Source organism: Agrobacterium sp. CCNWLW155 (assembly GCF_036888815.1).
GTDB classification, from domain to species: domain Bacteria; phylum Pseudomonadota; class Alphaproteobacteria; order Rhizobiales; family Rhizobiaceae; genus Agrobacterium; species Agrobacterium radiobacter.
Genome location: NZ_JBAKFW010000001.1, coordinates 903,761 through 929,096 on the forward strand (window position 1 = coordinate 903,761; position 25,336 = coordinate 929,096).

A 25,336-nucleotide genomic window follows, 5' to 3' on the forward strand; every position below is an offset into this window, starting at 1 on the left:
CGCAATGGACAATATGACATCAACCATCAAGCCCGGCCTCGATTTTCCGGGCGTTGGTGTCGGCCTTGTCATATTGCGTGACGAGCGCGTACTTTTGTGCCGGCGCTTAAAGGCGCCGGAACCCGGATACTGGAGTATTCCGGGCGGCAAGGTCGATCACCTTGAAACTTCCCTCGCCGCAGCACGCCGCGAGGCCGAAGAAGAAACCGGCCTTGAGATCGGCGACGTCGAGTTTCTCTGCCATAGCGAATTTATCGATACGCAAGACCGCCACCACTGGGTTTCGCTGATCTTCGTTACCCGCGATGCGCAGGGTGAGCCGGCATTGACCGAACCGGACAAGCTTTCCGCTATCGGCTGGTTCGATCCGGGTGAACTTCCCGAACCCATCTCCGCCTTTGCCAGGGACGCCCTGGCCGCCCTGAAATAAGGCCGCACAAGCGGCCAACCGGACCCGCCTGCAGGCAACAAGGGCGTTCGACGGGCAATTTCACACAGTCATACGATCTATACGCCGGAGTTGGATTTACCCTCTCCGCGCTATATCTTTTCCAGAAATACAAAAATGAAAGAACGTCTTTGCGCCAGGCTTTCAGAATTCAATTTAAAATTGCTTAAATTAGCTTCATGTAAAAAACCGCCCCAGTTGCCTGAAGCGGTTTATACGTAATGAAAAAAATAGAATATAGAATGTAATATAGTCTGGCAGTGCTTATAATCGGAACACTTTCCGAGGCCTGTTACAGCCAATTTCAGTCGTCCCCTGAAACAGTTACATCTAAGCTAATCATTTACTTTCCGTCAAGCAAATCTTCTCGCAAATGCGAAAAAAACATGGCGTAAAAGCGGTGAATAATTGGAAGGATTATATATTCGTCATATATATCAATAAATTATGCAATTGATAATAAAATGTGCATGTTTTTGTGCTGCACTCTGAAAAGCATAAACCTAGCTCAGTCTTTTCTAAACTGTGCTTATACGCGGCACATGTAATAGATTTATGAAGTAACGCAACTCACGGCAGGAACACGAAATACCTCCTCGTCCAGTCGGCGCAAAGGAGGAACAACTTCACCGCAAGAACAGCCGCGCCGTGAGACCGGTCGCGCGCAATTGCACCGAACGAAAACAATCAAAAGTTGTCTCACTGCTACGAGCCCTCGAATCGGGTAACTTCCGATCAAAACCGCCGCCCTGCGGATGGCGATATGCGATTATGATGAAACCGCAGCGATTTTTCCTTTGGAAAACCGGTTGTTGCCGATAAACATCAAGCCGGGACAACAGGATTTCTATCACGTCATGCTTTCACTTCGCCTGCTAACGATCATCGCCGGTTTTGCCTTCGCGGGCTCAGCAAGCGCGGCATCGATTGGCATTGTTGCCCCTCAGAACGGTCCTTACGAGCTTCTGGGCCAGCAGGTGCGGCAGGGGGCGAAGGCGGCGGCAGCCAAGCTCGGGCTTGATGTCGTCGAAATCCATGAGAGCTGCGAAGACGGCAGCGGCGGCGCGATTGCCGATGGACTCGTGGCCGCCAAGGTCAGCGCCGCGATCGGGTTTTTATGCACGGAGACGCTTCAGGGCGTTCTGCCGCCATTGAAAGCGGCCGCCATTCCCGCGATCACGCTTTCCAGCCGCGCGCCGATCCTGATGGAAGATGCGCTGAAATACGGCTGGCCGCTCTTCCGCCTCGCCCCATCTGACCGGGCCGAATCGGACAGGATCGCCGAAATCATCCTGCGCGACTGGAAGGGACACTCCATCGGACTTGTGGATGACGGCACGATCTATAGCCGCGAGCTGGTGGACCGCATCCGCTCGGCGCTCGAGGAAAACGGCCTCAAGCCCACCTTCACCGATACGATGCGGCCCAACCAGGAACAGCAGGTGGCGCTTGTGCGCCGGCTGGCGCGCACCGGCATCTCCCATGTCTTCGTGGGCGCAGAGCGCAACGACGTCGCGATCATCGCCCGGGATGCCGCATCCGAAAACCTTCCCTTGACCATCATGGGCGGCGACGCCATGAATGCCGCCAACAACCCGGTGCCCCTGGTCGCGAATGTGCTGGCCGTCACGCGCCCGGCCTATGACGCCCTACCCTCCGCCCAAGCCATCGCCGGCGAATTGCGGGGCGCAGGCATCGAACCTGAGGGTTATATCCTGCCCGCTTATGCCGCGGCCGAACTCACCGCCGCCCTTGCAGAGGCAGTGCAGGCGCAGTCGAAACCCGGGCCGGAAATATTGGCTGGCGGAACCGTCTTCAAAACGGTCATCGGCGATCTCGGCTTCAACCCGTCACACGACCTTTCCGACAATCCCTATCGCCTGCAGCGCTGGAACGGCCAGCGTTTCGAACCGGCGGACAAGGCGGAAAGACAATAGGCAACGCGGCAGCAACGGAAATTCGATGAAACGCGGCTGAAAACCGCCGGCAACCGCGCGGCCAGCCGTTTCAAACCCGGATACTTGATGTTAAAGGCAGCTTACGCAACGCGTCGAGAGGAGTTTGCCCCATGTCCCTGCCCATCCGCATAGCCCCTTCCATTCTGGCCGCCAATTTCGCCAAGCTCGGACAGGAAGTCGCCGATGTCACGGAAGCAGGCGCGGACTGGATCCATCTCGATGTGATGGATGGCCATTTCGTCCCCAATATTTCCTTCGGCCCTGATGTCATCAAGGCGCTGCGCCCGCACAGCATGGCGTTCTTCGACTGCCATCTGATGATCGCACCCGTTGATCCCTATCTCGAAGCCTTCGCCAAGGCCGGCTGTGACAGCATCACCGTGCATGCGGAAGCAGGGCCTCACCTGCACCGCTCGCTGCAGACGATCCGCGGGCTCGGCAGGAAGGCCGGCGTGACGCTGAACCCCGCCACGCCGCTTTCGGTTATCGAGAACGTGCTTGATGATGTCGATCTCGTCCTGATCATGAGCGTCAATCCCGGTTTCGGCGGACAGAAATTCATTCCGGCCATGCTCGACAAGATCCGCGCGGCAAAGGCAATGATCGGCGACCGGCCGATCGAACTGGAAGTGGATGGCGGCGTGACGGCGGAAACCGCGGGCGCAATCGTTGCCGCCGGTGCGAATGCGCTGGTGGCCGGCTCGGCCGTCTTCAAGGGCGATGGCGTCGCCGACTACCGCAAGACCGTCGCTCAGTTGCGTGCGGCGGCGGAAGCCGGGCGGACGTAACCCGCCACCGCTGAATGCGGACAGGCCGGAGACGGCACAGCAAGGCGTTGGGGGGATTTTCATGGGAAGCGACAGGCGGGGTTTCCGTGACACGGCTTCGGCAGCGCTATTTACGCTGCTCGGCGCGTTTGTCTGGGCCCTCTGCTCAGCCGCGGCCGCCGCCATCGGCCTCTATGTCAGGAACCGGCTGGAAACCGACCACGCCACCGACATAATCACGCTTTTCTTCGCGGGCGGCCTTTTCGGCTGGCTGCTGGCCATGGCCGCGTTGCACTTCCTCCCCCCGTCCACCGCCCTGCCGCTGCGTTTCGCGACGGCCTGTCTTGCCATCGCTTTTTTTACGCTTGCTGTCGCGGCGGCGTTCTTCGCTTTCGAGTACCGGATTTTCTATGCGCAATGGCACGCGCCGGCATTCTCCCGCATCTGGTTTTTCCAGCAGCTCTTCACATCGCTCGGCGCGATTTACCAGTTCTGCGTTCTGGGTCTTGGATTGTATTTACCCTTTGCCGCCGTTCCACTCCTGCCTGCGGGTGCATTCCTTTGCCGACGTGCGCAACGAGCAACATAGGCATGTGGCTTGATAGATTGAGATTACCGGAACACTTTGCTAAACGGGCAGCAAAATTCCTCCACAAAGAAAGTCATTGCCATGATCCCTCGTTACTCCCGGCCGGAAATGGTCGCCATCTGGTCGCCGGAAACAAAGTTCCGCATCTGGTTCGAGATCGAGGCACATGCCTGTGACGCGCTGGCCGAACTCGGCGTCATCCCCAAGTCGGCTGCCCAGACGATCTGGGAAAAAGGCGGCAGCGCCACCTTCGACGTCGCCCGCATCGATGAAATCGAAGCCGTCACCAAGCACGACGTCATCGCCTTCCTCACCCATCTTGCCGAATTTGTCGGCCCTGACAGCCGTTTCGTGCATCAGGGCATGACCTCTTCCGACGTGCTCGACACCACGCTCAACATCCAGCTCGTGCGCGCCGCCGATCTGCTGCTCGCCGATATGGACCGGGTGCTGACGGCGCTCAAGACCCGCGCCTTCGAACACAAGAACACGGTGCGCATCGGCCGCAGCCACGGCATCCATGCCGAGCCGACCACCATGGGCCTGACCTTTGCCCGCTTCTATGCCGAGATGCACCGCAATCGCGAGCGCCTCGTCAATGCCCGCGCCGAAATCGCCACGGGCGCGATCTCCGGCGCCGTCGGCACCTTCGCCAATATCGATCCGCGCGTCGAAGAACATGTCTGCGAAAAGCTCGGCCTCATCCCCGAGCCGGTCTCCACGCAGGTCATCCCGCGTGACCGCCACGCCATGTTCTTCGCGACCCTCGGCGTCATCGCCTCGTCGATCGAAAACGTCGCCATCGAAATCCGCCACATGCAGCGCACCGAGGTTCTGGAAGCGGAAGAGTTCTTCTCGCCGGGCCAGAAGGGTTCGTCCGCCATGCCGCACAAGCGCAACCCGGTTCTGACCGAAAACCTCACCGGCCTTGCCCGGCTGGTGCGCATGTCCGTCGTTCCGGCAATGGAAAACGTTGCACTATGGCACGAGCGCGATATCAGCCACTCCTCGGTCGAGCGCGCCATCGGCCCCGACACGACCGTCACGCTCGACTTCGCGCTGAACCGTCTGGCCGGCGTCATCGAAAAGCTGGTGATCTACCCGGACAACATGCTGAAGAACATGAACAAGTTCCGCGGCCTCGTGCATTCGCAGCGCGTTCTGCTGGCGCTGACGCAGGCAGGCGTTTCCCGCGAGGACGCCTATCGTCTCGTCCAGCGCAACGCCATGAAGGTGTGGGAACAGGGCGCCGACTTCCTTGAGGAACTGCTGGGCGACGAGGAAGTGCGCGCCGCACTTCCCGAAGAGGTCATCCGCGAAAAGTTCGACCTCGGTTACCACACCAAGCATGTCGACACGATCTTCACCCGCGTCTTCGGCAACGCCTGAGACTTGAGCTGAGTAAGAGACCTTGAAGTTAATGTCGCCGCGACCTTGATCGCGGCGGCATCACAACACAGATATGGGCGCATGAAAGTTTCAGAAGCAGATATCCTGATCGTCCCCGGTTATACCAATTCCGGCCCCGACCACTGGCAGAGCCGCTGGGAGCGCAAGCTTTCCACCGCCCGTCGCGTCGAGCAGGCCGAATGGGCCAAACCCGTGAAGGAAGATTGGGTCGCCCGGCTGGTGGAAGAGGTCAACGCCTCCACCAAGCCCATCGTCCTCGTCGCCCATTCCCTTGGCGTGCCGACCGTCATCCACGCCCTGCCGGAAATCGGCAAGAAGGTGTCCGGTGCGCTGTTCGTTGCGCCGCCCGATGTCGCCAATCCCGATATCCGGCCCAAGCACCTGATGACCTTCGGGCCTTACCCGCGCGATCCGCTGCCTTTCCCGACGATCACCATCGCCAGCCGGAACGATCCTTTCGGCTCCTATGAACACGCCGATGACATTGCCGCCGCCTGGGGTTCGTTGCTGATCGACGCCGGCATGTCCGGCCATATCAACAGCGAGTCCGGCCATGGTCCGTGGCCGGAAGGCGGCATGGTGTTCGCCCAGTTCCTGAGCAGGCTGAAGGCTGTCGAGCCCTGACGGCGGCGGCCGTGCGGGCCGCCTCCCCTTCGATCTGCCCCGGAAGCCTATTTTCCGGGTGCCGCGGTTTCTCCGGCCTGTCACAAGAATTGAAGGGAAATATGCGAGCCGCATTGTAGAATGCACTCTTTTCCTTTATGGGACCGCTTCAAAGACCAAACGCAACGCCACCAGAATCGGCGTCAACCAAGAGACCTGCAATTATGAACCGTCGCCGCCGTATTTACGAAGGCAAGGCCAAGATCCTCTACGAAGGTCCGGAGCCAGGCACGCTTATCCAGTTCTTCAAGGACGATGCGACCGCCTTCAACAAGAAGAAGCATGAAGTCATCGACGGCAAGGGTGTGCTGAACAACCGTATCTGCGAATATGTCTTCACGCATCTGAACAAGATCGGCATTCCCACCCACTTCATCCGCCGCCTCAACATGCGCGAGCAGCTGATCAAGGAAGTGGAGATGATCCCGCTTGAGATCGTCGTGCGCAATGTCGCCGCCGGCTCTCTCTCCAAGCGCCTCGGCATCGAGGAAGGCGTGGTGCTGCCGCGCTCGATCATCGAGTTCTATTACAAGTCGGATGAGCTGGAAGACCCGATGGTCTCGGAAGAACACATCACGGCGTTCGGCTGGGCCAATCCCGCCGAGCTTGACGACATCATGGCGCTCGCCATCCGCGTCAACGACTTCCTGTCCGGCCTGTTCCTCGGCGTCGGCATCCAGCTCGTCGATTTCAAGATCGAATGCGGCCGGCTCTTCGAAGGCGACATGATGCGCATCATCCTCGCCGACGAGATTTCGCCAGACAGCTGCCGCCTGTGGGACATCGAGACCCAGAAAAAGATGGACAAGGACCTGTTCCGCCGCGATATGGGCGGACTTGTGGAAGCCTATTCCGAAGTGGCGCGCCGTCTCGGCATCATCAATGAAAACGAACCGATCCGCGGCACTGGTCCGGTCCTCGTAAAGTAATATTGGCCCCGTAGGGTAAAATCAGGAGAAGATCAGGTGATCAAGGCACGGGTGACTGTTACGCTGAAGAACGGCGTTCTCGATCCGCAGGGCAAGGCAATCGAAGGCGCGCTCGGCAGCCTCGGTTTCGGTGGCGTCGGCCATGTCCGTCAGGGCAAGGTCTTCGACCTGGAGCTGGAAGGCGCCGACAAGGCCAAGGCCGAGACCGACCTGAAGGCGATGTGCGAAAAGCTCCTGGCCAACACGGTCATCGAAAACTACGCTATCGCCATCCTCTGAAGCCGCAGGAGCCGCCGTCCATGAAATCCGCTGTCGTCCAACTTCCCGGCCTCAACCGCGACCGCGACATGATCGCGGCGCTGACGAAAATCTCCGGAAGCGCGCCCGTCACCATCTGGCAGACGGAAACGGATATTCCCGATGTCGACCTGATCGTCATTCCGGGCGGCTTCTCCTATGGTGACTACCTGCGTTGCGGCGCCATCGCCGCGCGCATGCCGGTCATGCAGGCCATCCGCGAAAAGGCCGAAAAAGGCGTCAAGGTTCTCGGCGTCTGCAACGGCTTCCAGATTCTGGTCGAAGCAGGCATGCTGCCCGGTGCGCTGATGCGCAACGCCTCGCTGAAATTCGTCTGCCGTGAAGTGAAGCTCGAAGTCGCCAACAACGACACCGATTTCACACGCGCTTACGACAAGGGCCAGATCCTGCGCTGCCCAGTCGCCCATCATGACGGCAACTATTTCGTCGAAGCCGAAGAGCTGAAGGCGCTGGAAGGCAACGGCCAGGTGGTGTTCCGTTATGCCGAGGACACCAACCCCAACGGCTCGCTGAACGACATTGCCGGCGTCATCAACGCCAAGGGCAATGTTCTCGGCATGATGCCGCATCCGGAAAACCTCATCGAAGCCGCCCATGGCGGCAATGACGGCCGCGGCCTCTTCGCTTCGGCGCTCGGCGTCATCGCAGCCTGATAGACCGGGCGGGCTTCAGGCCCGCCTTTTTTGATGCCGGCTTTCGGCGCTGTTTCGGCTTTTCTTCTGGATGACCTGATGCCCCGTCTTCTTCGACACAATGCCTATAAAGCCGCCGGATTGATCCTTGCCGCGGCGGCGCTCGCCGCGTGCCAACCGAAACCGCAGCCGGCTGCCTCCGTCTCCCGCGCGGCCCTGCCGACCATGGAACGGATCGCGCTTGGCGCGAATGCCTGCTGGTTCAAGTCGGGCGATGCGGCCTTCAAGGCCTATCGTCTGGCCCCTGAACTCAACTCCTTCTCCGGCCGCCCGCGCATCCTGCTCGTGCCGCGCAACAGCCCGGAATCGCGCCCCATGCTGGTGGTTCAGGCCGAAGGCAATCCGGCAAAGCTCGACGCTTTCGGACCCGTGATGAACGAAGCCATTTCCGGCCGCATCGCAACCGACGTCAAGCGCTGGGCGAACGGCGGCAAGGGCTGCTGATCGACAAGCGCGGAAACGGTCCGCGGCGGGCGCATCGGTTAGTTCTTAGCTTGGGATGCATCGTTTCTATCCTCATCCCTGTGCTTGTCACAGGGATCCAGCCAGCCCAAGTCCCTGGGCTGAGGGGAGTCCTTCCGCCGCGCAGACGCGCATCGGCTGGATTCCAGTGACAAGCACAGGAATGAGGGACACGGATGTGCCCGGCGCAAGAAATCCCTGTAACGTACTTGTCGATTTGGCAAAGAGGCTCTCGGCAAGCCAATAAAAAAACCCGCCAGCGCCGGTTGGGAGTGGCGTGGCGGGCTGCCGAATGGCTTGATGGCGCCGGGGAAAGAAGGCACCGCTCTCCGACAAAAAATCAAAGCGACTGGGAGGGCCAGGAGAGAAGTCGCGATTTTGCGGCCTCGTTGAGGGCCTCATCCCGCGTAACGCCGATATCCTCCAGAAGATCGTCGGACAATTCCCGCAAAGCGAGCCGTCCCTGCCGTTTCCGGTGCCAATTGAACATGCCCGCAATCAGGCGACCAATAAGCGTGTGACCGATCTTGGCCGGAAAGGGCGCCGGTGCGACCATGTCGCCGGCATCGCGGAACACGCGTTCCCGTTCGTAGCCATCAGGATAGAGTGTATCCGCTGTCGAAAGGTATTGATCCATCTTGCGCATATTGCACCTATTGTCTCCGTTCGTTGATCCTCAATTAATGCAGACAATAAATACAATTGACTTCCAGACAGATACAATGCATAAATTGTCACCATGACAAATTGGCTTCCCGACATCACCGAGGGCGACGGCCCGATTTATCTTCGCCTCGCCGACAGTATTGAAGGCGCGATTTCCGACGGCACCCTGCAGGCCGGCTCGAAACTGCCGCCGCAGCGCAATCTTGCTTACGATCTCGGTGTGACAATCGGTACAATCAGCCGGGCCTATGCGCTCATCCACGAACGTGGCCTCGTCAGCGGTGAGGTCGGACGCGGCACCTATGTCAATGAGCGCAAGACCCCTGCCCCCTCATTGCCCCTGGAACCGGCAGCGGCGGCCTTCGGCAGCACACGCCACGCCATCGACAGCAGCGCCGAATTCAGGCTGAACACGACGGCGGCACCGGATGTCGGCCAGAGCGGGCTGATCGCCCGGCACATCGAGGCCGTCACCCGTGAGCATGCGTACGATATCACCAATTACGCCCGCTCCTTCCCCGACAGCTGGTGCATGGCGGGCGTTCGCTGGCTTTCCCAGAACGGCTGGTCGCCGAAACCGGAAAACATCGTCTCGACGCTCGGCGCCCATGCGGCGGTGATGAGTGTGGTGACGGCGATGACCGCGCCGGGCGACCGTATCGTCTTCGAACCCGTCACCTATTCCCACATCAGCCGCAGCGCCGCCCTTGCCGGTCGGCGGGTGACGCTGGTGGAAGCGGATGAGAACGGCATTGTCCCTGATGATTTCGAGCGCGTCTGCGCCCAGCAGCATCCGAAGATGATCTTCCTGATGTCGGCCGGCCAGAACCCGACCTGCGCCACCCTGCCGGAAGAGCGCCGCCGCGCGATTGCCGATATTGCCCGCCGTTACGGCGTGTGGATCATCGAGGACAATCTCTACGGCGCGATGACCCGCGAGGCGATCCCGCTGATCGCCGAATTTGCGCCCGATATCACCTTCGTGGTCGGCGGCCTGTCGAAATCCGTCGCCGCCGGCGTGCGCGGCGGCTGGGTCGCCTGTCCAGCGCAATATTCCTCTCGTATCCGCATTTCCCACTCGATGCTGACGGGCGGCCTGCCCTTCATGCTGGCCGAGTTGAACGCGCGCCTCGTCAATAGCGGCGACGCCGATGACATTCGCAAGGACTGCATCGCAGAAATCAATCAACGCGAAGCGATTGCCCGGCGGGCCTTTGCCGGACTGGATTTCAATTCGCTGCCGGATATCGCCTTCCTGTGGCTGAGACTGCCCGAACCCTGGCTTTCCGGCACCTTCCGCAATGCGGCGATGAAGGAAGGCGTGCTGATCGACGACGAGGACGAGTTCAAGGCCGGACGGACGGACAAGGTTTTCCACCGCGTCCGCATCAGCTTTTCAGGCCCCTCCACCCGCGAGGAACTGACGCATGCCTTCGGCGTCCTCCGCCACCTGCTCGATAATGGCTCCGCCGGATATGAGAGCGTGGCATGACCCGATGTGCGTTGGCGCGCAGACCGTGCGCCGCAGCGAATAACGGCATAAACCGCCAATTAACCGGCAAAACAGCGCATTTTCCTGTCGCGCCATTGAGCCTCTTGCGCTAAAGAACCGGAAACTTTCCTCGGCTCGAACCGCGTGAGACCTATGTCTATCTCAAACTCCATCAAGATCACCCCGGAACTCGTTGCATCCCACGGGCTGAAGCCCGACGAATACCAGCGTATCCTCGACCTGATCGGACGGGAGCCCAGCTTTACCGAGCTTGGCATTTTCTCGGCCATGTGGAACGAGCACTGCTCCTACAAGTCTTCCAAGAAGTGGCTGAAGACCCTGCCGACAACAGGCCCCCGCGTCATTCAGGGCCCCGGCGAAAACGCTGGCGTTGTCGATATCGATGATGGCGACTGCGTCGTCTTCAAGATGGAAAGCCACAACCACCCGTCCTATATCGAGCCCTATCAGGGTGCGGCAACCGGCGTCGGCGGTATCCTGCGTGACGTCTTCACCATGGGCGCACGCCCGATCGCGGCCATGAACGCGCTGCGTTTCGGCGCACCCGATCATCCGAAGACCCGCCACCTCGTGGCTGGCGTCGTCGCCGGTGTCGGCGGTTACGGCAACTCCTTCGGCGTGCCGACGGTTGGCGGCGAAGTGGAATTCGATCCGCGTTATAACGGCAACATCCTCGTCAACGCCTTTGCAGCCGGCCTTGCCAAGTCCGACGCGATCTTCCTCTCTGAAGCCAAGGGCGTCGGCCTGCCGGTCGTTTATCTCGGTGCAAAGACCGGTCGCGACGGCGTCGGCGGCGCGACCATGGCGTCTGCCGAATTCGACGAGTCGATCGAAGAAAAACGCCCGACCGTTCAGGTTGGCGACCCCTTCACCGAAAAGTGCCTGCTGGAAGCCTGCCTCGAACTGATGAAAACAGGCGCGGTCATCGCCATTCAGGACATGGGGGCCGCCGGCCTCACCTGCTCGGCCGTTGAAATGGGCGCCAAGGGCGATCTCGGCATCGAACTTGATCTCAACGCCGTGCCGGTGCGCGAAGAGCGCATGACGGCTTACGAAATGATGCTGTCGGAAAGCCAGGAGCGCATGCTCATGGTTCTCGAGCCCTCCAAGGAAGAAGTCGCCAAGGCGATCTTCGTCAAATGGGGCCTGGACTTCGCCATCGTCGGCAAGACCACCGACGACCTGCGCTTCCGCGTGCTGCACAATGGCGAGGAAGTCGCCAACCTGCCGATCAAGGATCTCGGCGATCAGGCTCCGGAATATGACCGCCCGTGGACGCCGGCCAAGGTTCAGGCACCGCTTTCGGAAAACGACGTACCTTCGGCCGATATTGCCGATGCGCTGGTGTCGCTGGTCGGTTCGGCCAACAACTCCTCGCGCCGCTGGGTCTACGAACAGTACGACACGCTGATCCAGGGCAACTCCCTGCAGCTGCCGGGTGGCGATGCCGGCGTGGTCCGTGTCGAAGGCCATGACAAGAAGGCGCTCGCCTTTTCCTCCGACGTGACCCCGCGTTACGTCGAGGCTGATCCCTTCGAAGGCGGCAAGCAGGCCGTTGCCGAATGCTGGCGCAACATCACCGCAACCGGCGCCCTGCCGCTCGCGGCCACCGACAACCTCAATTTCGGCAACCCGGAAAAGCCCGAGATCATGAGCCAGTTGGTCCATGCCATCAAGGGCATCGGCGAAGCCTGCCGCGTGCTGGAATTCCCGATCGTTTCCGGCAACGTCTCGCTCTACAACGAAACCAACGGTCAGGCGATCCTGCCCACCCCCACCATCGGCGGCGTTGGCCTGCTGAAGGATTGGGGCCGCATGGCGCGCATCCGTTTTGCTGCCGCTGACGAAGTGGTGCTGCTCATCGGCGCGCCTGCCGGTCTCGGCACCCACATCGCCCAGTCGGTTTACATGCGCGACATTCATGGCCGCATCGATGGCCCGGCACCGCATGTCGATCTGGCTGCCGAGAAGAAGAACGGCGATTTCGTCCGCACGCTGATCACCGATGGTCTTACGACAGCCGTTCACGATTGCTCTTCGGGCGGTCTGGCGCTTGCGGTTGCCGAAATGGCGATTTCTTCCGGCATTGGCGCCACGATCGATGCGGTCGAAGGCCATAATCCGATCCTCACCTTCTATGGCGAAGACCAGGGCCGTTACGTTCTGACGGTGAAGAAGGCCGATCTCGACAAGGTGCAGGCAGCGGCGAAGGCGGCGGGCGTTTCCTGCCCGGCAATCGGCGTTACCGGCGGTGCAAGCGTAAAGCTGGGCACGGCGCGGGCTGTCGAGATTAAAGAATTGCACTTGGCCTATGAATCGTGGTTCCCTCAATTCATGGACGGCGAAACTTTGCTCGCCGCAGAATGAATTAAGGAGAAACACCATGCCCATGAAACCCGGCGACATTGAAGACATGATTAAGGCGGGAATTCCCGGGGCAAAGGTCACGATCCGCGATCTGGCCGGTGACGGCGATCACTACGCGGCGGAAGTCGTTGCGGAAGCATTCAAGGGCAAGACCCGCGTGCAACAGCACCAGATGGTCTATGATGCGCTGAAGGGCAATATGGGCGGCGTTCTGCATGCCCTTGCCCTGCAGACTTCGGCTCCCGAATGATTGCGCCCGTGAAAGCGGTGTCGGCAACAGCACGTCTCTGTCCGATCTGCGGCAGAGCGTGAAGACTGCGGATTAAATCAAAGGCCCGCGTGCTCTCACGCGGGCCTTTTCATATTGGGCAGAATGCACGAACGCCGCTTACAAAGCGGGCGGGCTCTGCGAATCCAGATCGGCGAAGGATGCGGCCGGCAAAGGCCCCGCCGTCAGCAGGGTAAAATCGTAACCGGATTTGCGATCCGGCCCCAGAACATATTGCCGGTGCATGCGCAGGAAGTTGCGCTTGTTCTTTTTATAGCGTTCCGATGACAGCGAATGCTTGAAACGGATCGGTACGATTTTCGGCTGCGGCGCATCCTTATGGCCGGTCAGCGCAACCGTGTTGCAGCGGTAGAGGTGGATCGGATCGGTCAGGCACTGGATATCGAACCATGTCACCTCAGGGTGACGTGCAATCACGCCGACGCTCTCACGCAGCCTGTCCGCACTCGACAGGAACGCACATTGCAGCGCTGCGCCGCCCAGCGTTGCAAAGGACAGCTTCCGGCCATCCAGCGCATCCGGCCTGAGTTCCAGCACGCGGCCGATCACGGCGAGCGCAAGACTGGCGCCCATGCTGTGCGAAATGACCAGAACCTCGTCCGAGGGCTGCTCAAGCGCCGTCAGAACAAGTGCGGCCCTCTCTTCGATCCAGTCGCGGGCAATCGCTTCATCGCGGCCGACAGCGAGCGCGAAGCGCCAGTCCGCATAAAGATGCAGGGTGTGAAACCGCTCCGCAAAAGGCAGAAACGCCTTCACGAAAAACAGGGCGGCGGCGGGAAGGCTGATTGCGAAGAGCCAGAGAGGCAAACCGAGCAGCGAAGGCGAGAGCGCAATAGCCGCAGCAACAGCACCGCCGACCAGCATCAGCAGGAACGGGAAGATGAAGAACAGACCAAAACGCCAGGCATGGCGGAAGTAGCGCGCCGCACCGCCCTCGGCGATAATGCCTGCACCGGCTTTGAAACCAAGCCAGATCTGCTGCCGGACCGGCGCATCCCGTAACTGCGATATCACCGCATTATGATCGTAAACGAAAATGTCGGAGCGCGTCCGCCAGTCGCCCGCCGAAGCCTCCACCGTGAATGTTTCACCCGCCGGCGTGTTCGTGAGCGGTCCCACCGCATAGTCGACATCCCAAGTCTTGCCGGCCAGCGCCGCCGCCCGCTGGTAACGCAGATGATGGGCCGCCGCATCGAGCGGATCGAAACCGGGGAAATAAAGAACAAGGCGTGACTTGACGGTCGGCATGCATAAACCTTCGGGCTGGAGGCACCCGAAAGGATCGCTTGATACAGTGGGCGATGCACGTATAGTAAAAATCGCGACCGAAATATGATTTATTTATTGGCGAGGGAAATTTGTCTGGCATCGTCGATCAATTGCTCAACGGCGTCGTCAAGGGCGCTCTGGCCGAAGTGCTGACCAAGACCGGTATCCGCAAGACCCGAAGGGCCCGCCGGACGAAAAGCGCCGGTTCCCTTGCCGGCGGCATCGTCGGCTCGGTCCTGGAAGCCGCGATCAACGCAGCCGTCAAACCCAAGCCAGCCAAGAAGCAGGTGAGCAAAAGACGCACGGCCGCTGCGCGCAGCCGACAGAGATATCGATGATCCGCAACGAGCGGCTTTGCCTGTTTTTCGCCTGCGCCCTCCTGTTTCTTTCCGCAACACGCATGGGCTTCACCGACGACAGAAGTAACAAAGAGATCAAAATCGGCTTCGCCGTGCTGCTTCATGATGCTGATCCGATAGCCGGCACCGCGCTTTGCAAAATTGGTCAAACCTGCCGTCTGCTTAAACAGGAAGAGCCTAAATTAATTGTCGATCTCAAAATCGACCACCAAAACGACCGACTGGTGAGTGAAATGCAGGTGGATTGCGAACGAGATTGTTCGCTAGCGACCGGCCGCTCAGTGATGACACTCCAGAACCAGAAAGAACTCGATCTTTTCGCTGACGAGACAGGCATATTAGTCCCGCTCGTCTCCAGACCGCGAAAGACGATCGGCAAAATACTTCTGGTCTATCCCGACACCTGACCCGCTGCGACGTGGACGCGAAATTTCGATCCCTCTCCAATGATGCCACACCCGCAGTTTTTTACGCTTCCCGGGTGGAAATCGCGCCGCGACATGTTATCTAGGAACAAACGGAAAGCAGCGGCCTTGAACCGCATGTGAAAGGAATAGGCCTATGAGCGGCATTAACGACATGATCGACAGCGAAGTGAAGAGCAACGACATCGTTCTTTTCATGAAGGGCACCCCGCAATTTCCGCAGTGCGGTTTTTCCGGCCAGGTGGTACAGATCCTCGATTATCTCGGCGTCGACTACAAGGGCATCAACGTGCTTGCCGATGCCGACATCCGTCAGGGCATCAAGGACTATTCCAACTGGCCGACAATCCCGCAGCTCTACGTCAAGGGCGAATTCGTCGGCGGCTGTGACATCGTAAGAGAGATGTTCCAGTCCGGCGAACTGCAAAGCCACTTCCAAGAACAGGGTATCAGCGTCCGCGGCGCGGCCTGATTTCGGCCGGTTCATCCGGCCCACCCTGATTGTCAGAAAACTATGCCAGGCGTTGCTTCATGCAACGCCTTTGCCGTTCTTTTTGGGGCAATCCTGTGACAGAACTTTCACAATCCACCGCTTCGCGCGCAGGCTCGATGGGGCGCACGGAATTCATCGCGCTTGCCGCGATGCTGATGGCGCTGAACGCGCTTGCCATCGATATCATGCTGCCGGGTCTTCAGGAAATCGGCGCATCGCTTGGCGTCGTCAATGAAAACCACCGCCAATATGTCATTTCCACCTATCTTCTGGGCTTCGGCGTCGCGCAGCTTCTGTACGGTCCGATCTCGGACCGTTTCGGACGCCGCAAGCCAATGCTCGTCGGACTTGCGATCTATATCGTTTCAGCCCTCGCCGTAGTCTTCGTACCGTCATTCTCCGGCCTGCTGATCCTGCGCTTCATTCAGGGCATCGGCTCGGCGGCGACACGCGTCATTACCATCTCGATCGTGCGTGACATCTATGGCGGCCGCCAGATGGCGGAAGTCATGTCGCTGATCATGATGGTGTTCATGGTCGTTCCGGTCATCGCACCCGGCACCGGTCAGATCGTGCTGTTTTTCGGTAACTGGCATCTGATCTTCGCCTTCATGGCGGGAATTGCCGCCGTGGTGACGGCCTGGATGTATTTCCGCCTGCCGGAAACCCTGCATCCGGACGATGTCCGCCCCTTCACCGCCCGTTCTATCCTTGGCGGCTTCAAGATCGTGCTCACCAACCGCATTGCGCTTTGTTACACGCTCTCCAGCACCTTTATCTTCGGTGCGCTGTTCGGCTTCATCAATTCGGCCGAACAGGTCTACAAGGGCATTTATGGGCTGGGTGCATGGTTCGCAGCGGCCTTTGCGGGCGTGGCGCTGTTCATGGCCTTCTCGTCCTTCATCAATGCAAGGCTTGTCGGCCGGTTCGGCATGCGCAAGCTGTCGCACGGATCCCTGCTGGGCTTCATCGCCATCACCTTCATCTGGCTGGTGGTGCAGGTGCTTGGCCCGGAACCGATGCCCTTTGCGATCTTCATTGTGTTCTTCGCGCTCGCCATGTTCCAGTTCGGCTGGATCGGCTCGAACTTCAACTCGCTCGCCATGGAACCGCTCGGCCACGTCGCCGGCACGGCCTCGTCCGTTATCGGTTTCATGGGAACGGTCGGCGGCTCGCTGATTGGTGCCGCTATCGGCCAGGCTTTCGACGGCACCGCACTGCCCATGGTGGCCGGCTTCTTCGTCGTCTCCATCATCGGCCTCGTCTTCGTGCTGATCGGCGAAAAGGGCGTGCTGTTCCAAGCGCATAACAAACCGACACGGTAAGTTCAGGCACACAAACAAAAAGGGCGCGGAACTCGGTTCCACGCCCTTTTTTTGTTGGTTACAGCGACGCTTCCCTCAAACCGTAAAAATCTTCTCGCGCAGCAATTCCCACGTCTCCTGATCAGGAGCAAGCAGCAGGCCGCCATCCAGATGGCGCGGCAGATAGGGAGAGCCGTCGAGACGGGCGGCATAAGCGCCCGCTTCCTGCGACAGCAGCGTGCCGGCCAGATGGTCCCAGGGCATCAGCTTGTTATACATCAGGAAGTGCATATGGCCGCCGCAGAACACGCGGTATTCATGCGCAGCACAGCGATAGCTGGTGAACAACCGCACATCGGCAAGGTTCATGAGAATCTTGCGGCGTGTCTCCACATCAAAATAGCCGGTATTGGCGATGCCAACCATCTGCGACAATACAGGAGCCGGCACGACCGACATCTGCGTCTGCGAGCCATCGGCGGCGCAAAGCCATGCACCGGAGCCCTTTTCGGCAATCGCCCAGTCATTGCCCATCGGATCGAAAATAAGACCGGCAACGGTCTCGCCCTTCGAGATAACGCTCATCATCACGCCGAAGAGCGGCAGGCCGGAGGCGAAATTATAGGTGCCGTCGATTGGGTCGACCACCACGGCGAGATCGGCGTCGGCAAGCTTGCCAAGCAGCGAGGCATCCGCCGCGACCGCCTCTTCGCCGATAAACAGCGCATCAGGCATGATTTCCTGTACACGGGCGCGGATAAGCCGCTCCGCAGCCTCGTCGGCCTCGGTCACAAGGTCGATCGCCTCGCTCTTTATCCGCACATCGCCCTCGCCCAGATTGCGGAACCGCGGCAGGATTTCCACTGCCGCCGCCTCCTGAAGCGCGTTGGCAAGAGAGGCGATGTCGAGTTCGAGAGCCATGGGCGATATCCTTCTTTCTGAGCGTAACGACTATAAAGCGACGATTTCCCGTCGCAGCATCTTCCAGCTTTCCTTGTCGGGAGCGGACAGGATGCCACCCTCCGTTTGTCCCGGCCGATAGGGCGTATTGTCGAAACGGGCCGTATAACCACCCGCCTCCTGATGAACAAGCACGCCGGCGAGATGATCCCACGGCATCAGCTTCTCATGGCCGATGAAATGCAGCTTGCCGGCCGAGGCGAGCCAGTATTCATGTGCCGAGCAATTGATTGAAAGCGCCATCTTTATCTTCGCCATATTGGCGGCGATCACCGGACGGCGATCCTGATGGCTGTGGCCCCAGGAGAAAATGCCGACCATTTCGGACAATGGCACGGGATCGGCGACCTTGAGCTTCGCCTGCGAACCGTTCCTGCGGTTGAGAAACGCGCCCTCGCCTTTCAGGGCGACGATGGTGTCACCCATGACAGGATCATGAATGAAACCCGCCACCGTCTCGCCCTTGACTGTAACCGCAAGCAGCGTGCCGAAAGCGGGAAAACCTGAAGCATAATTGAAAGTGCCGTCGATGGGATCGATCACGAAAGCAAGCGGCGCATCGGCAAGCGCCGGAATGACGGATTGGTCCGCCTCATAGGTCTCTTCGCCGACTATATGGGCCTTCGGGAACCGCTGCAGCAGAGCGGCTGTTATTGCTTTTTCAGCGAGAACATCCGCCTCGGTAACGAGATCGACGGCGGAGGTTTTTTCCGAGATAGCGCCGGCGCTCAGGTTTCGGAAGCGGGGAAGAATTTCGTTCGCGCCGGCAGCGGCAACGGTGGAAATGAGAAAGTCGATATCTTTATCGGAAAGGGTCATCGGGCGGGGCACTTCTTCATAAGGGGGAGTTGGCCTCCCTACGCTCTTCAGGTGACGCCCCGGTGACAGAAAGCGCCGAGAAATCAAAAAGCTTCTGATCGAGCAGGTGCGACGGATTGACATGGGCAAGCGCCCGCAGCATCACGTCCTTGCGGCCGGGCATACGCCTTTCGATGTCTGCCAGCATCTCCTTCATGGCATTGCGCTGAAGCCCGTCCTGCGAACCGCAGAGGTCGCAGGGAATGATCGGGAATTCCATCGCCGCCGCGAATTTCGCCATATCATCTTCGGCGCAATAGGCGAGCGGGCGCAGCACCATCAGGTCGCCCTCGTCATTCATCAGCTTTGCCGGCATGCCTGCAAGGCGACCACCATGGAAGAAGTTCATGAAGAAGGTTTCGAGAATATCCTCGCGGTGATGGCCGAGCAGCAATGCGTCGCAACCCTCTTCCCGCGCGATGCGGTAAAGATTGCCGCGCCGGAGCCGCGAACAGAGGGAACAATAAGTCCCGCCCGAGGGCACCTTCTCCTTCACCACCGAATAGGTGTCGCGATATTCGATGCGATGGGCAACGCCGATCTTCGCCAGATATTCCGGCAGCACATGCTTCGGGAAATTCGGCTGGCCCTGATCGAGATTGCAGGCGATCAGCTCTACCGGCAGCAGACCGCGCCATTTGAGATCAAGCAGCAGCGCCAGAAGACCATAGCTGTCCTTGCCGCCGGAAAGGCCGACAAGCCAACGCTTCTGGCCCTTCAGCATGCCGAAATCTTCAAAGGCCTGACGGACATTGCGCAGAAGCCGCTTGCGCAGCTTGTTGAACGAGACTGAGCGCGGTGCATTGTCGAACAGGGGATGCGAGCTGCCGTTTTCTTCGGACGGGTCCTGATCTGCCCCGACCCTGTCGGCGATGTCATCGATCTTGGTAAGAATGTTCATCATCAGCTCGCTCCGGCACGACTGCCGTTCTTAGTGCAGGCAATGCCCCCATCCGCCGGCAATATCAAGCCCCGAATACGGACCAGCCGGTTTTCGTCGCCAGCATTTCCAGCGCCTGTGACCCGAGTGCTGAATTGCCCACCTTGTTGAGACCCGGCGACCAGACCGCAATCGACGCCTTGCCAGGTGCCACCGCCATGATGCCGCCGCCGACGCCGCTCTTGCCCGGCAGGCCGACATGATAGGCGAAATCGCCCGATCCGTCATAATGGCCGCAGGTCAGCATCAGCGCATTGATGCGCCGCGCCCGCCGATCCGAAACGACCGTGTGGCCCGTCAGCGGATTGCGGCCGCGATTGGCAAGGAACAGCCCGGCGCGAGAGAGCTGCGCGCAGGTCATGGACAGCGCACATTGGTGAAAATAAACGCCCAGCGTATATTCTACGGGATGATGCAGATTGCCGAAGGACCGCATGAAATTGGCAAGTGCGAAATTACGGAAACCAGTCGCCTGCTCGGATTTCGCCACCGTGTCGTCAATGCTGATCGTGTCATCGTCGGCGAGATAACGCACGAAACGCAAGAGTTCGCCGATCGCCTCTCGCGGCTGGTGGCCGGAAAGAACGATATCCGTCACCACGATGGCGCCGGCATTCACGAAGGGATTGCGCGGAATGCCGTGCTCGTGCTCCAGCTGGACGATGGAGTTGAAGGACGACCCCGACGGCTCACGCCCTACCCGGTTCCACACCGTTTCCCCCGCCTTGCCGAGCGCCAGCGTCAGCATGAAGACCTTGGAGATGCTCTGGATCGAAAACGGCGTGAGCGCATTGCCGGCCGTATAAGTGGTTCCGTCGACAGTGGTGATGGCGATACCGAACTGGTTCGGATCGACTTTGGCGAGTTCCGGAATGTAATCCGCGACCTTCCCCTCACCCAGCCTGGGCACCATGCTGTCGTAAATGGAATCGACGATCGCCTGAATGTCCTGCATGCAAAGCCTTCCCCAGCAAACAAAAAAGCCGCCCCGAGGGGCGGCTTTCTCAATACTGAAACGCGTCGATTAACGCGAGTAGAATTCGACGACCAGATGCGGTTCCATGACGACCGGGTACGGAACGTCAGACAGAGCCGGGATGCGAGCATAGGTCGCAACCATCTTGTTGTGATCGACTTCGATGTAGTCAGGAACGTCGCGCTCTGCGAGCTGAACGGCTTCGAGAACGGTCACCAGCTGCTTGGACTTCTGGCGAACTTCAACAACGTCGCCCGGCTTGCAACGGTAAGAACCGATGTTGACGCGAACGCCGTTAACCGTGACGTGGCCATGGTTGATGAACTGACGCGATGCGAAAACGGTCGGAACGAACTTGGCGCGGTAGACGATGGCGTCCAGACGCGACTCGAGCAGGCCGATCAGGTTCTCGGAGGTATCGCCCTTGCGACGGTTTGCTTCGTCGTAGGTGGCGCGGAACTGCTTTTCGCGCAGTTCGCCGTAGTAGCCCTTGAGCTTCTGCTTGGCGCGCAGCTGCGTGCCGAAGTCGCTCATCTTGCCCTTGCGGCGCTGGCCGTGCTGGCCCGGGCCGTATTCGCGGCGGTTTACCGGGGACTTCGGACGGCCCCAGATGTTTTCGCCCATGCGGCGGTCAATTTTGTACTTAGCCGATTCGCGCTTGCTCATCGTATTTCCTTCTCAATAGGTTATGCCGGCCTGTTACCAAACCGGTTTAAGGAAACACGCCCTCCTCTGAAGCCCGTTTCAGGGCCTCTGACAGGCTTCTCACATGCAAATGGAGAAACCACGGGACATGTCGGTGATATTGACCGCCGAACGTCAGTTATTAAACTGCAGGGTAGTCAACAAAACACACCGGACATCACTGCCCGGCGTTGGGGCGGCTTCTAAACATGTTTTACAAATTTGTCAAACAACACCCGCCGCTTTTTTTCTCGATCCTGCCCTTGAAAAGCCCGAGCGCCCACCCATCTCTCCATCGTGATCAGAACTCGGGCCCCTCTGGCGTGTTACCGGACAACACGTGATGTCGAGTTTCTTTAGGTTGGGGCCCACGCATATTCTTCACGCACGTTCCCCATCCGCAAAGCCAACCTCGTCCGGCTAAAGGTTGACTGATGGAGTTCCTCCTCAACGATTTTCTCGGTACCCCCACATGGATGTGGGCGGTCTTCATTTCTCTCGTCCTTGGCCTCCTGGCGCTCGATCTTGGCGTATTGCACAAGAACTCCAAGGAAATCGGCATCCGTGAAAGCCTGCTGATGTCAGGCTTCTATATCGCCATCGGTTTGGCCTTTGGCGGCTGGATCTGGTACCAGTCCGGCCAGCAGTCGGCGATGGAATATGTCACCGGCTTCGTGGTCGAAAAAAGCCTGGCGATGGACAATATCTTCATCATCGCCATGATCTTCTCCTATTTCGCCATTCCCCGCCAATATCAGCACCGCGTGCTGCTCTGGGGCATCCTCGGCGTCATCATCCTGCGCGGTATCATGATTGCCGGCGGCGCGGCCATTGTCGAAAACTTCCACTGGGTGCTTTATCTCTTTGCGGCCTTCCTCGTCTTCACCGGCCTCAAGATGCTGTTCTCGTCAGACCATGACGAATCGGACATCGGCAACAACCGCATCCTGAAATTCCTGCGCAGCCGCCTTCCGGTGACGGAGAAGCTGCATGGCGAGAAGTTCTTCGTCAAGGAAACGGATGCGACCACCGGCAAGCTGAAGACCTTCGTGACGCCGCTCTTCCTGGCGCTCATCATGGTCGAAATCGCCGACCTTATCTTCGCGGTCGATTCGATCCCGGCAATCTTCGCGATCACCACCGATCCGTTTATCGTCTATACCTCGAACATCTTCGCGATCCTCGGCCTGCGCGCCCTTTACTTCGCGCTTGCCGCCCTGATCCACCGATTTGCCTATCTGAAATATGCGCTGGCTGCGGTTCTGGTTTTCGTTGGTTCCAAGATTTTCGTCGCCGACATGCTCGGCATCGCCAAGATCCCGCCCGCCGTCTCGCTCGGCGTCACCGTCGCCATCCTCGCAACCGGCATCATCGGTTCGCTGATCGCGACACGCAAGGAAGCAAAGGCCGTAGAATAAGGCCTTCAACGGCAAGCGGCAGGGAAACCTGCCGCAACCTCACTCCGCCGCAAGCCTCGCATCATCCTCCGCCGCATCCGCATCGCCGGGTGCGGTTTTTGCATCGAGATCAGGGAAAGCCACGATGCGCTTGCCGGAGAAATCGGCATGTACCACCACAAGCTCCTTCTCCTCGAAATAACCGAGAAGACGGCGCGCGCGGCGGGCGGAATGGGTGCCATAGGCGCGGGCGATACGGGCGTCGGACGGGCAAGGCTCCTCCCCCAGCGCCGCCTTGACCAACAGCAGGAAAACCCCCTGCAGATCGTCGGAAACCGACATCGACAACTCCAGCGCCTTCTGCCAGCCTTCGCTTGCCGCCATCGTCGCATCCACGCCTGAGCGTGCAATCGCCACCTGCCGGCGGAAATCCGCCAGCGTCATCGGCGTGCCGGGAATGCGGCGCATGCGGGCGCGCACCAGAAAATCCTGATAAAGCACGGCGTCGGTGCGATAGGCCGATTGCGGATCGTCGAGAATTTCGACCAGCACAGCGGCGATCTTCTCCTCTCGCTCCTCCGGCGTCAGCTCCGGCTGACCTGCACGCGGCGATGGCTCCGGCGAAGGACCGACGGCGGCGGGCGTGGAACGGGAGAGCTCGGCGAGAATATCGGTCGTCGGACGTGGTGCTGGCGGCGTACGGCGCACGACAGCGCGCGTGAACTCTTCCGGATCAGGCGTGAAGATCAGGTCTTCCACATCCTGCGGCGCATCCGGCAGCGGCATCAGCTTCGGCGAGGACGAGCGCGCCGAGGTTTCCACCGCCCCGATGACGATGGGCAGCGGCCGGCGCGACAGCGCAGGTCCAAGCGCCACGAAATTGCCGCGCTGCAGATCGCGGAACATTTCCGCCTGTCGCCGGTCCATGCCGAGCAGGTCGGCGGCGCGCGCCATGTCGATATCGAGAAAGGTGCGGCCCATCAGGAAGTTCGAGGCTTCCGCCGCCACGTTCTTGGCGAGCTTGGCAAGCCGCTGCGTGGCGATGACGCCGGCAAGCCCGCGTTTACGGCCGCGGCACATCAGATTGGTCATCGCGCCGAGCGACGCCTTGCGCGCATCCTCGGTCACCTCACCGCCGACGGAGGGTGCAAACATCTGCGCCTCATCCACCACGACCAGCACCGGATACCAATATTCGCGATCCGCATCGAACATGCCGTTGAGGAAAGCGGCTGCGGCACGCATCTGCTGCTCGATATCAAGGCCTTCGAGCGTCAGCACGCAGGAGACGCGGTGCTGGCGAATGCGGTTGGCGATGCCCGCAAGCTCGGCTTCCGTGCGCTCGCCATCCACCACCACGTGTCCGAATTTATCGGAAAGCGTGACGAAATCGCCCTCGGGATCGATGATGACCTGCTGCACCCATTGCGCCGATTGCTCCAGCAGCCGGCGCAGGAGATGCGACTTGCCGGAACCGGAATTGCCCTGCACCAGCAAACGTGTCGCAAGCAATTCTTCAATATCGAGCTTGGCCTGTTGCCCGCCCGATAGGGTTCCCATGTCGATGCCGACCTGCAATGTTCCATTCCTCGTGCTGCATGTCATCCGGCCGATTCCCTTGGCGGCGGCCGAACATGCTCTTTACCAAAAAATCGCCTGTTGCGTCTGCCCCATGCCGATAATGCACAGGCAATTACGCCGCATCTACGCGGCCCCGGACGAGACCCGCAAAAATGAAAGCCGCCTGCCGAACACATTCAGCATCAGGCCGATGATGACCAATGCGGCGCCGACCACTTCGAAGACGGTGATATGCTCCGCAAAAGCGAGATAGGCGCTGATGAAACCGACAATCGGCACCAGCAGCGAAAACGGCGCTACCGTTCCGGCCGGATAACGCAGAAGCAGGTAACTCCAGATGCCCGCGCCGACAATGGTCGCTCCATAGGCCATGTAGATCACCACGAAAGCCATCGTCGACGTCGCATTGAGCAGGCCTTCCGCGATCGCATCGGGTCCTTCCACCACCAGCGAAAGCAGGATCAACGGCAGAACGGGTACAAGGCTCGTCCATGCAACGAAGGAAACCGCGTTCACCTGGCCGATACGGCGATTGACGATGTTGCCGCAGGCCCAGGCAATTGCCGAGCCGACCCCCATCAGGAGCGGTATCAGCGCTGCGGCCGTCATGCGCTCCACGCCGATGACCGCCAGCCCGCCAAAAGCGATGATCGCGCCGAGGATCTGTGAAGGCAGCGGCCGCTCGCCGAGGAACACCACGGCAAGCGCCAGCGTGAAGAAGGCCTGCGACTGCATAACCAGCGAAGCAAGCCCCGCCGGCAGGCCGAGCTTGATGGCCGGATAAAGCAGGCCGAACTGCACGAAACCCATCGCCATGCCGTAAACGATCATATGCCGCCACGGCACATTGGGTTTTGGCAGGAAAAACACCAAAGGCACCGCCGCAAAGAGATAACGCACCCCCGTCAGAAACAAAGGCGGCATATCAGCGACGCCCACCTTGATGACGACAAAGTTGAAGCCCCACAAAAACACGGTGATCAGGGCGAGAAGTATATGCGGCAGTGCCATTTTGTTAT

Annotated in this window: 27 protein-coding genes; 18 read left to right on the forward strand and 9 right to left on the reverse strand. The window is 59.8% G+C overall.

The window, feature by feature from the left end; all coding sequences use genetic code 11:
- Positions 1 to 4: 4 nt before the first annotated feature.
- The 10 genes from V6S97_RS04545 (at position 5) to V6S97_RS04590 (ending at position 8,218) form a co-directional block, all read left to right on the forward strand.
- Entirely contained in the window at positions 5 to 430 is a 426-nt protein-coding gene (locus tag V6S97_RS04545) for an NUDIX domain-containing protein (protein ID WP_003507933.1), read from the forward strand.
- 773 nt (positions 431 to 1,203) lie between these two features.
- Complete coding sequence (locus tag V6S97_RS04550) at positions 1,204 to 2,385, forward strand: ABC transporter substrate-binding protein (protein ID WP_003507932.1); 1,182 nt, start codon at positions 1,204 to 1,206, stop codon at positions 2,383 to 2,385.
- 131 nt (positions 2,386 to 2,516) lie between these two features.
- Complete coding sequence (gene rpe, locus V6S97_RS04555; RefSeq protein WP_003507931.1) at positions 2,517 to 3,194, forward strand: ribulose-phosphate 3-epimerase; 678 nt, start codon at positions 2,517 to 2,519, stop codon at positions 3,192 to 3,194.
- 61 nt (positions 3,195 to 3,255) lie between these two features.
- Positions 3,256 to 3,762, forward strand: a complete 507-nt coding sequence (locus V6S97_RS04560; protein ID WP_003507926.1) for a hypothetical protein — start codon at positions 3,256 to 3,258, stop codon at positions 3,760 to 3,762.
- Between the two features lie 81 nt (positions 3,763 to 3,843).
- Positions 3,844 to 5,151, forward strand: a complete 1,308-nt coding sequence (gene purB / locus V6S97_RS04565; RefSeq protein WP_003507924.1) for an adenylosuccinate lyase — start codon at positions 3,844 to 3,846, stop codon at positions 5,149 to 5,151.
- Between the two features lie 81 nt (positions 5,152 to 5,232).
- Positions 5,233 to 5,796 carry an alpha/beta hydrolase gene (locus V6S97_RS04570; protein WP_003507920.1) on the forward strand — a complete coding sequence of 188 codons (564 nt, stop codon included), beginning with the start codon at positions 5,233 to 5,235 and terminating at the stop codon, positions 5,794 to 5,796.
- 203 nt (positions 5,797 to 5,999) lie between these two features.
- Positions 6,000 to 6,764 (forward strand): phosphoribosylaminoimidazolesuccinocarboxamide synthase, encoded by a 765-nt coding sequence (purC, locus tag V6S97_RS04575; RefSeq protein ID WP_003507919.1) that lies wholly within the window; start codon positions 6,000 to 6,002, stop codon positions 6,762 to 6,764.
- 36 nt (positions 6,765 to 6,800) lie between these two features.
- Entirely contained in the window at positions 6,801 to 7,043 is a 243-nt protein-coding gene (gene purS, locus V6S97_RS04580; protein ID WP_003507918.1) for a phosphoribosylformylglycinamidine synthase subunit PurS, read from the forward strand.
- Positions 7,044 to 7,063: 20 nt separating this feature from the next.
- Entirely contained in the window at positions 7,064 to 7,735 is a 672-nt protein-coding gene (gene purQ, locus V6S97_RS04585) for a phosphoribosylformylglycinamidine synthase subunit PurQ (RefSeq protein ID WP_003507917.1), read from the forward strand.
- 33 nt (positions 7,736 to 7,768) lie between these two features.
- Entirely contained in the window at positions 7,769 to 8,218 is a 450-nt protein-coding gene (locus V6S97_RS04590; RefSeq protein WP_003507916.1) for a hypothetical protein, read from the forward strand.
- 358 nt (positions 8,219 to 8,576) lie between these two features.
- Here V6S97_RS04590 and V6S97_RS04595 read toward each other — a convergent pair whose 3' ends face one another.
- Positions 8,577 to 8,882: a DUF1127 domain-containing protein gene (locus tag V6S97_RS04595; RefSeq protein ID WP_080866250.1), complete on the reverse strand. Its 306-nt coding sequence runs from the start codon at positions 8,880 to 8,882 to the stop codon at positions 8,577 to 8,579.
- A gap of 93 nt (positions 8,883 to 8,975) precedes the next feature.
- Here V6S97_RS04595 and V6S97_RS04600 point away from each other — a divergent pair, with 93 nt between their 5' ends.
- The 3 genes from V6S97_RS04600 (at position 8,976) to V6S97_RS04610 (ending at position 13,032) form a co-directional block, all read left to right on the forward strand.
- Complete coding sequence (locus V6S97_RS04600; protein WP_003507913.1) at positions 8,976 to 10,394, forward strand: aminotransferase-like domain-containing protein; 1,419 nt, start codon at positions 8,976 to 8,978, stop codon at positions 10,392 to 10,394.
- A 153-nt stretch (positions 10,395 to 10,547) separates the two neighbouring features.
- Complete coding sequence (gene purL / locus V6S97_RS04605) at positions 10,548 to 12,782, forward strand: phosphoribosylformylglycinamidine synthase subunit PurL (RefSeq protein WP_003507910.1); 2,235 nt, start codon at positions 10,548 to 10,550, stop codon at positions 12,780 to 12,782.
- A 16-nt stretch (positions 12,783 to 12,798) separates the two neighbouring features.
- Positions 12,799 to 13,032, forward strand: a complete 234-nt coding sequence (locus V6S97_RS04610) for a BolA/IbaG family iron-sulfur metabolism protein (protein ID WP_003507909.1) — start codon at positions 12,799 to 12,801, stop codon at positions 13,030 to 13,032.
- 138 nt (positions 13,033 to 13,170) lie between these two features.
- Here the strand turns inward: V6S97_RS04610 and V6S97_RS04615 are convergent, their stop codons facing one another.
- Complete coding sequence (locus V6S97_RS04615; protein ID WP_003507908.1) at positions 13,171 to 14,319, reverse strand: hypothetical protein; 1,149 nt, start codon at positions 14,317 to 14,319, stop codon at positions 13,171 to 13,173.
- Between the two features lie 110 nt (positions 14,320 to 14,429).
- Here V6S97_RS04615 and V6S97_RS04620 point away from each other — a divergent pair, with 110 nt between their 5' ends.
- The 4 genes from V6S97_RS04620 to V6S97_RS04635 all read left to right on the forward strand — a co-directional run bounded on the left by V6S97_RS04620 (position 14,430) and on the right by V6S97_RS04635 (position 16,942).
- Positions 14,430 to 14,678, forward strand: a complete 249-nt coding sequence (locus V6S97_RS04620) for a hypothetical protein (protein ID WP_003507906.1) — start codon at positions 14,430 to 14,432, stop codon at positions 14,676 to 14,678.
- Positions 14,675 to 15,106, forward strand: coding sequence for a hypothetical protein (locus V6S97_RS04625; protein ID WP_003507905.1), 432 nt, complete (start codon positions 14,675 to 14,677; stop codon positions 15,104 to 15,106). Before V6S97_RS04620 ends, V6S97_RS04625 begins: the two co-directional genes overlap by 4 nt.
- A 154-nt stretch (positions 15,107 to 15,260) precedes the next feature.
- A complete protein-coding gene (gene grxD / locus V6S97_RS04630; RefSeq protein WP_003507904.1) occupies positions 15,261 to 15,596 on the forward strand; it encodes a Grx4 family monothiol glutaredoxin in 336 nt (111 codons plus the stop codon).
- Positions 15,597 to 15,733: 137 nt separating this feature from the next.
- Positions 15,734 to 16,942 (forward strand): multidrug effflux MFS transporter, encoded by a 1,209-nt coding sequence (locus V6S97_RS04635; RefSeq protein WP_087744188.1) that lies wholly within the window; start codon positions 15,734 to 15,736, stop codon positions 16,940 to 16,942.
- A gap of 75 nt (positions 16,943 to 17,017) precedes the next feature.
- Here V6S97_RS04635 and V6S97_RS04640 read toward each other — a convergent pair whose 3' ends face one another.
- The 5 genes from V6S97_RS04640 to rpsD all read right to left on the reverse strand — a co-directional run bounded on the left by V6S97_RS04640 (position 17,018) and on the right by rpsD (position 21,321).
- Positions 17,018 to 17,842: an inositol monophosphatase family protein gene (locus V6S97_RS04640; RefSeq protein ID WP_060723272.1), complete on the reverse strand. Its 825-nt coding sequence runs from the start codon at positions 17,840 to 17,842 to the stop codon at positions 17,018 to 17,020.
- Between the two features lie 30 nt (positions 17,843 to 17,872).
- Positions 17,873 to 18,700, reverse strand: a complete 828-nt coding sequence (locus V6S97_RS04645) for an inositol monophosphatase family protein (protein WP_003507900.1) — start codon at positions 18,698 to 18,700, stop codon at positions 17,873 to 17,875.
- Positions 18,701 to 18,716: 16 nt separating this feature from the next.
- Positions 18,717 to 19,643: a tRNA 2-thiocytidine(32) synthetase TtcA gene (ttcA, locus tag V6S97_RS04650; RefSeq protein ID WP_442886007.1), complete on the reverse strand. Its 927-nt coding sequence runs from the start codon at positions 19,641 to 19,643 to the stop codon at positions 18,717 to 18,719.
- 61 nt (positions 19,644 to 19,704) lie between these two features.
- Entirely contained in the window at positions 19,705 to 20,634 is a 930-nt protein-coding gene (locus V6S97_RS04655) for a glutaminase (protein WP_003507897.1), read from the reverse strand.
- 69 nt (positions 20,635 to 20,703) lie between these two features.
- Positions 20,704 to 21,321 carry a 30S ribosomal protein S4 gene (gene rpsD, locus V6S97_RS04660; protein WP_003507896.1) on the reverse strand — a complete coding sequence of 206 codons (618 nt, stop codon included), beginning with the start codon at positions 21,319 to 21,321 and terminating at the stop codon, positions 20,704 to 20,706.
- A 452-nt stretch (positions 21,322 to 21,773) separates the two neighbouring features.
- Here rpsD and V6S97_RS04665 point away from each other — a divergent pair, with 452 nt between their 5' ends.
- Complete coding sequence (locus V6S97_RS04665; RefSeq protein ID WP_187772418.1) at positions 21,774 to 22,757, forward strand: TerC family protein; 984 nt, start codon at positions 21,774 to 21,776, stop codon at positions 22,755 to 22,757.
- A 39-nt stretch (positions 22,758 to 22,796) separates the two neighbouring features.
- Here V6S97_RS04665 and V6S97_RS04670 read toward each other — a convergent pair whose 3' ends face one another.
- The gene (locus V6S97_RS04670) at positions 22,797 to 24,314 is read right to left on the reverse strand and encodes an ATP-binding protein (protein ID WP_003507892.1); all 1,518 of its coding nucleotides are present in this window, start codon (positions 24,312 to 24,314) and stop codon (positions 22,797 to 22,799) included.
- Between the two features lie 126 nt (positions 24,315 to 24,440).
- The gene (locus V6S97_RS04675) at positions 24,441 to 25,328 is read right to left on the reverse strand and encodes an EamA family transporter (protein WP_060723274.1); all 888 of its coding nucleotides are present in this window, start codon (positions 25,326 to 25,328) and stop codon (positions 24,441 to 24,443) included.
- Positions 25,329 to 25,336 lie beyond the last annotated feature (8 nt).

Coding starts and splice junctions, on each gene's coding strand:
- V6S97_RS04675 (WP_060723274.1), bottom strand. CDS start 25,328: ATGGCACTGCCGCATATACTTCTCGCCCTGATCACCGTGTTTTTGTGG.
- purQ (WP_003507917.1), top strand. CDS start 7,064: ATGAAATCCGCTGTCGTCCAACTTCCCGGCCTCAACCGCGACCGCGAC.
- ttcA (WP_442886007.1), bottom strand. CDS start 19,643: ATGATGAACATTCTTACCAAGATCGATGACATCGCCGACAGGGTCGGG.
- rpsD (WP_003507896.1), bottom strand. CDS start 21,321: ATGAGCAAGCGCGAATCGGCTAAGTACAAAATTGACCGCCGCATGGGC.
- rpe (WP_003507931.1), top strand. CDS start 2,517: ATGTCCCTGCCCATCCGCATAGCCCCTTCCATTCTGGCCGCCAATTTC.
- purL (WP_003507910.1), top strand. CDS start 10,548: ATGTCTATCTCAAACTCCATCAAGATCACCCCGGAACTCGTTGCATCC.
- V6S97_RS04640 (WP_060723272.1), bottom strand. CDS start 17,842: ATGGCTCTCGAACTCGACATCGCCTCTCTTGCCAACGCGCTTCAGGAG.
- V6S97_RS04655 (WP_003507897.1), bottom strand. CDS start 20,634: ATGCAGGACATTCAGGCGATCGTCGATTCCATTTACGACAGCATGGTG.
- V6S97_RS04560 (WP_003507926.1), top strand. CDS start 3,256: ATGGGAAGCGACAGGCGGGGTTTCCGTGACACGGCTTCGGCAGCGCTA.
- grxD (WP_003507904.1), top strand. CDS start 15,261: ATGAGCGGCATTAACGACATGATCGACAGCGAAGTGAAGAGCAACGAC.
- purB (WP_003507924.1), top strand. CDS start 3,844: ATGATCCCTCGTTACTCCCGGCCGGAAATGGTCGCCATCTGGTCGCCG.
- purC (WP_003507919.1), top strand. CDS start 6,000: ATGAACCGTCGCCGCCGTATTTACGAAGGCAAGGCCAAGATCCTCTAC.
- V6S97_RS04645 (WP_003507900.1), bottom strand. CDS start 18,700: ATGACCCTTTCCGATAAAGATATCGACTTTCTCATTTCCACCGTTGCC.
- V6S97_RS04665 (WP_187772418.1), top strand. CDS start 21,774: ATGGAGTTCCTCCTCAACGATTTTCTCGGTACCCCCACATGGATGTGG.
- V6S97_RS04595 (WP_080866250.1), bottom strand. CDS start 8,882: ATGCGCAAGATGGATCAATACCTTTCGACAGCGGATACACTCTATCCT.
- V6S97_RS04550 (WP_003507932.1), top strand. CDS start 1,204: ATGGCGATATGCGATTATGATGAAACCGCAGCGATTTTTCCTTTGGAA.
- V6S97_RS04545 (WP_003507933.1), top strand. CDS start 5: ATGGACAATATGACATCAACCATCAAGCCCGGCCTCGATTTTCCGGGC.
- V6S97_RS04590 (WP_003507916.1), top strand. CDS start 7,769: ATGCCGGCTTTCGGCGCTGTTTCGGCTTTTCTTCTGGATGACCTGATG.
- V6S97_RS04625 (WP_003507905.1), top strand. CDS start 14,675: ATGATCCGCAACGAGCGGCTTTGCCTGTTTTTCGCCTGCGCCCTCCTG.
- V6S97_RS04615 (WP_003507908.1), bottom strand. CDS start 14,319: ATGCCGACCGTCAAGTCACGCCTTGTTCTTTATTTCCCCGGTTTCGAT.
- V6S97_RS04610 (WP_003507909.1), top strand. CDS start 12,799: ATGCCCATGAAACCCGGCGACATTGAAGACATGATTAAGGCGGGAATT.
- V6S97_RS04600 (WP_003507913.1), top strand. CDS start 8,976: ATGACAAATTGGCTTCCCGACATCACCGAGGGCGACGGCCCGATTTAT.
- V6S97_RS04635 (WP_087744188.1), top strand. CDS start 15,734: ATGGGGCGCACGGAATTCATCGCGCTTGCCGCGATGCTGATGGCGCTG.
- V6S97_RS04570 (WP_003507920.1), top strand. CDS start 5,233: ATGAAAGTTTCAGAAGCAGATATCCTGATCGTCCCCGGTTATACCAAT.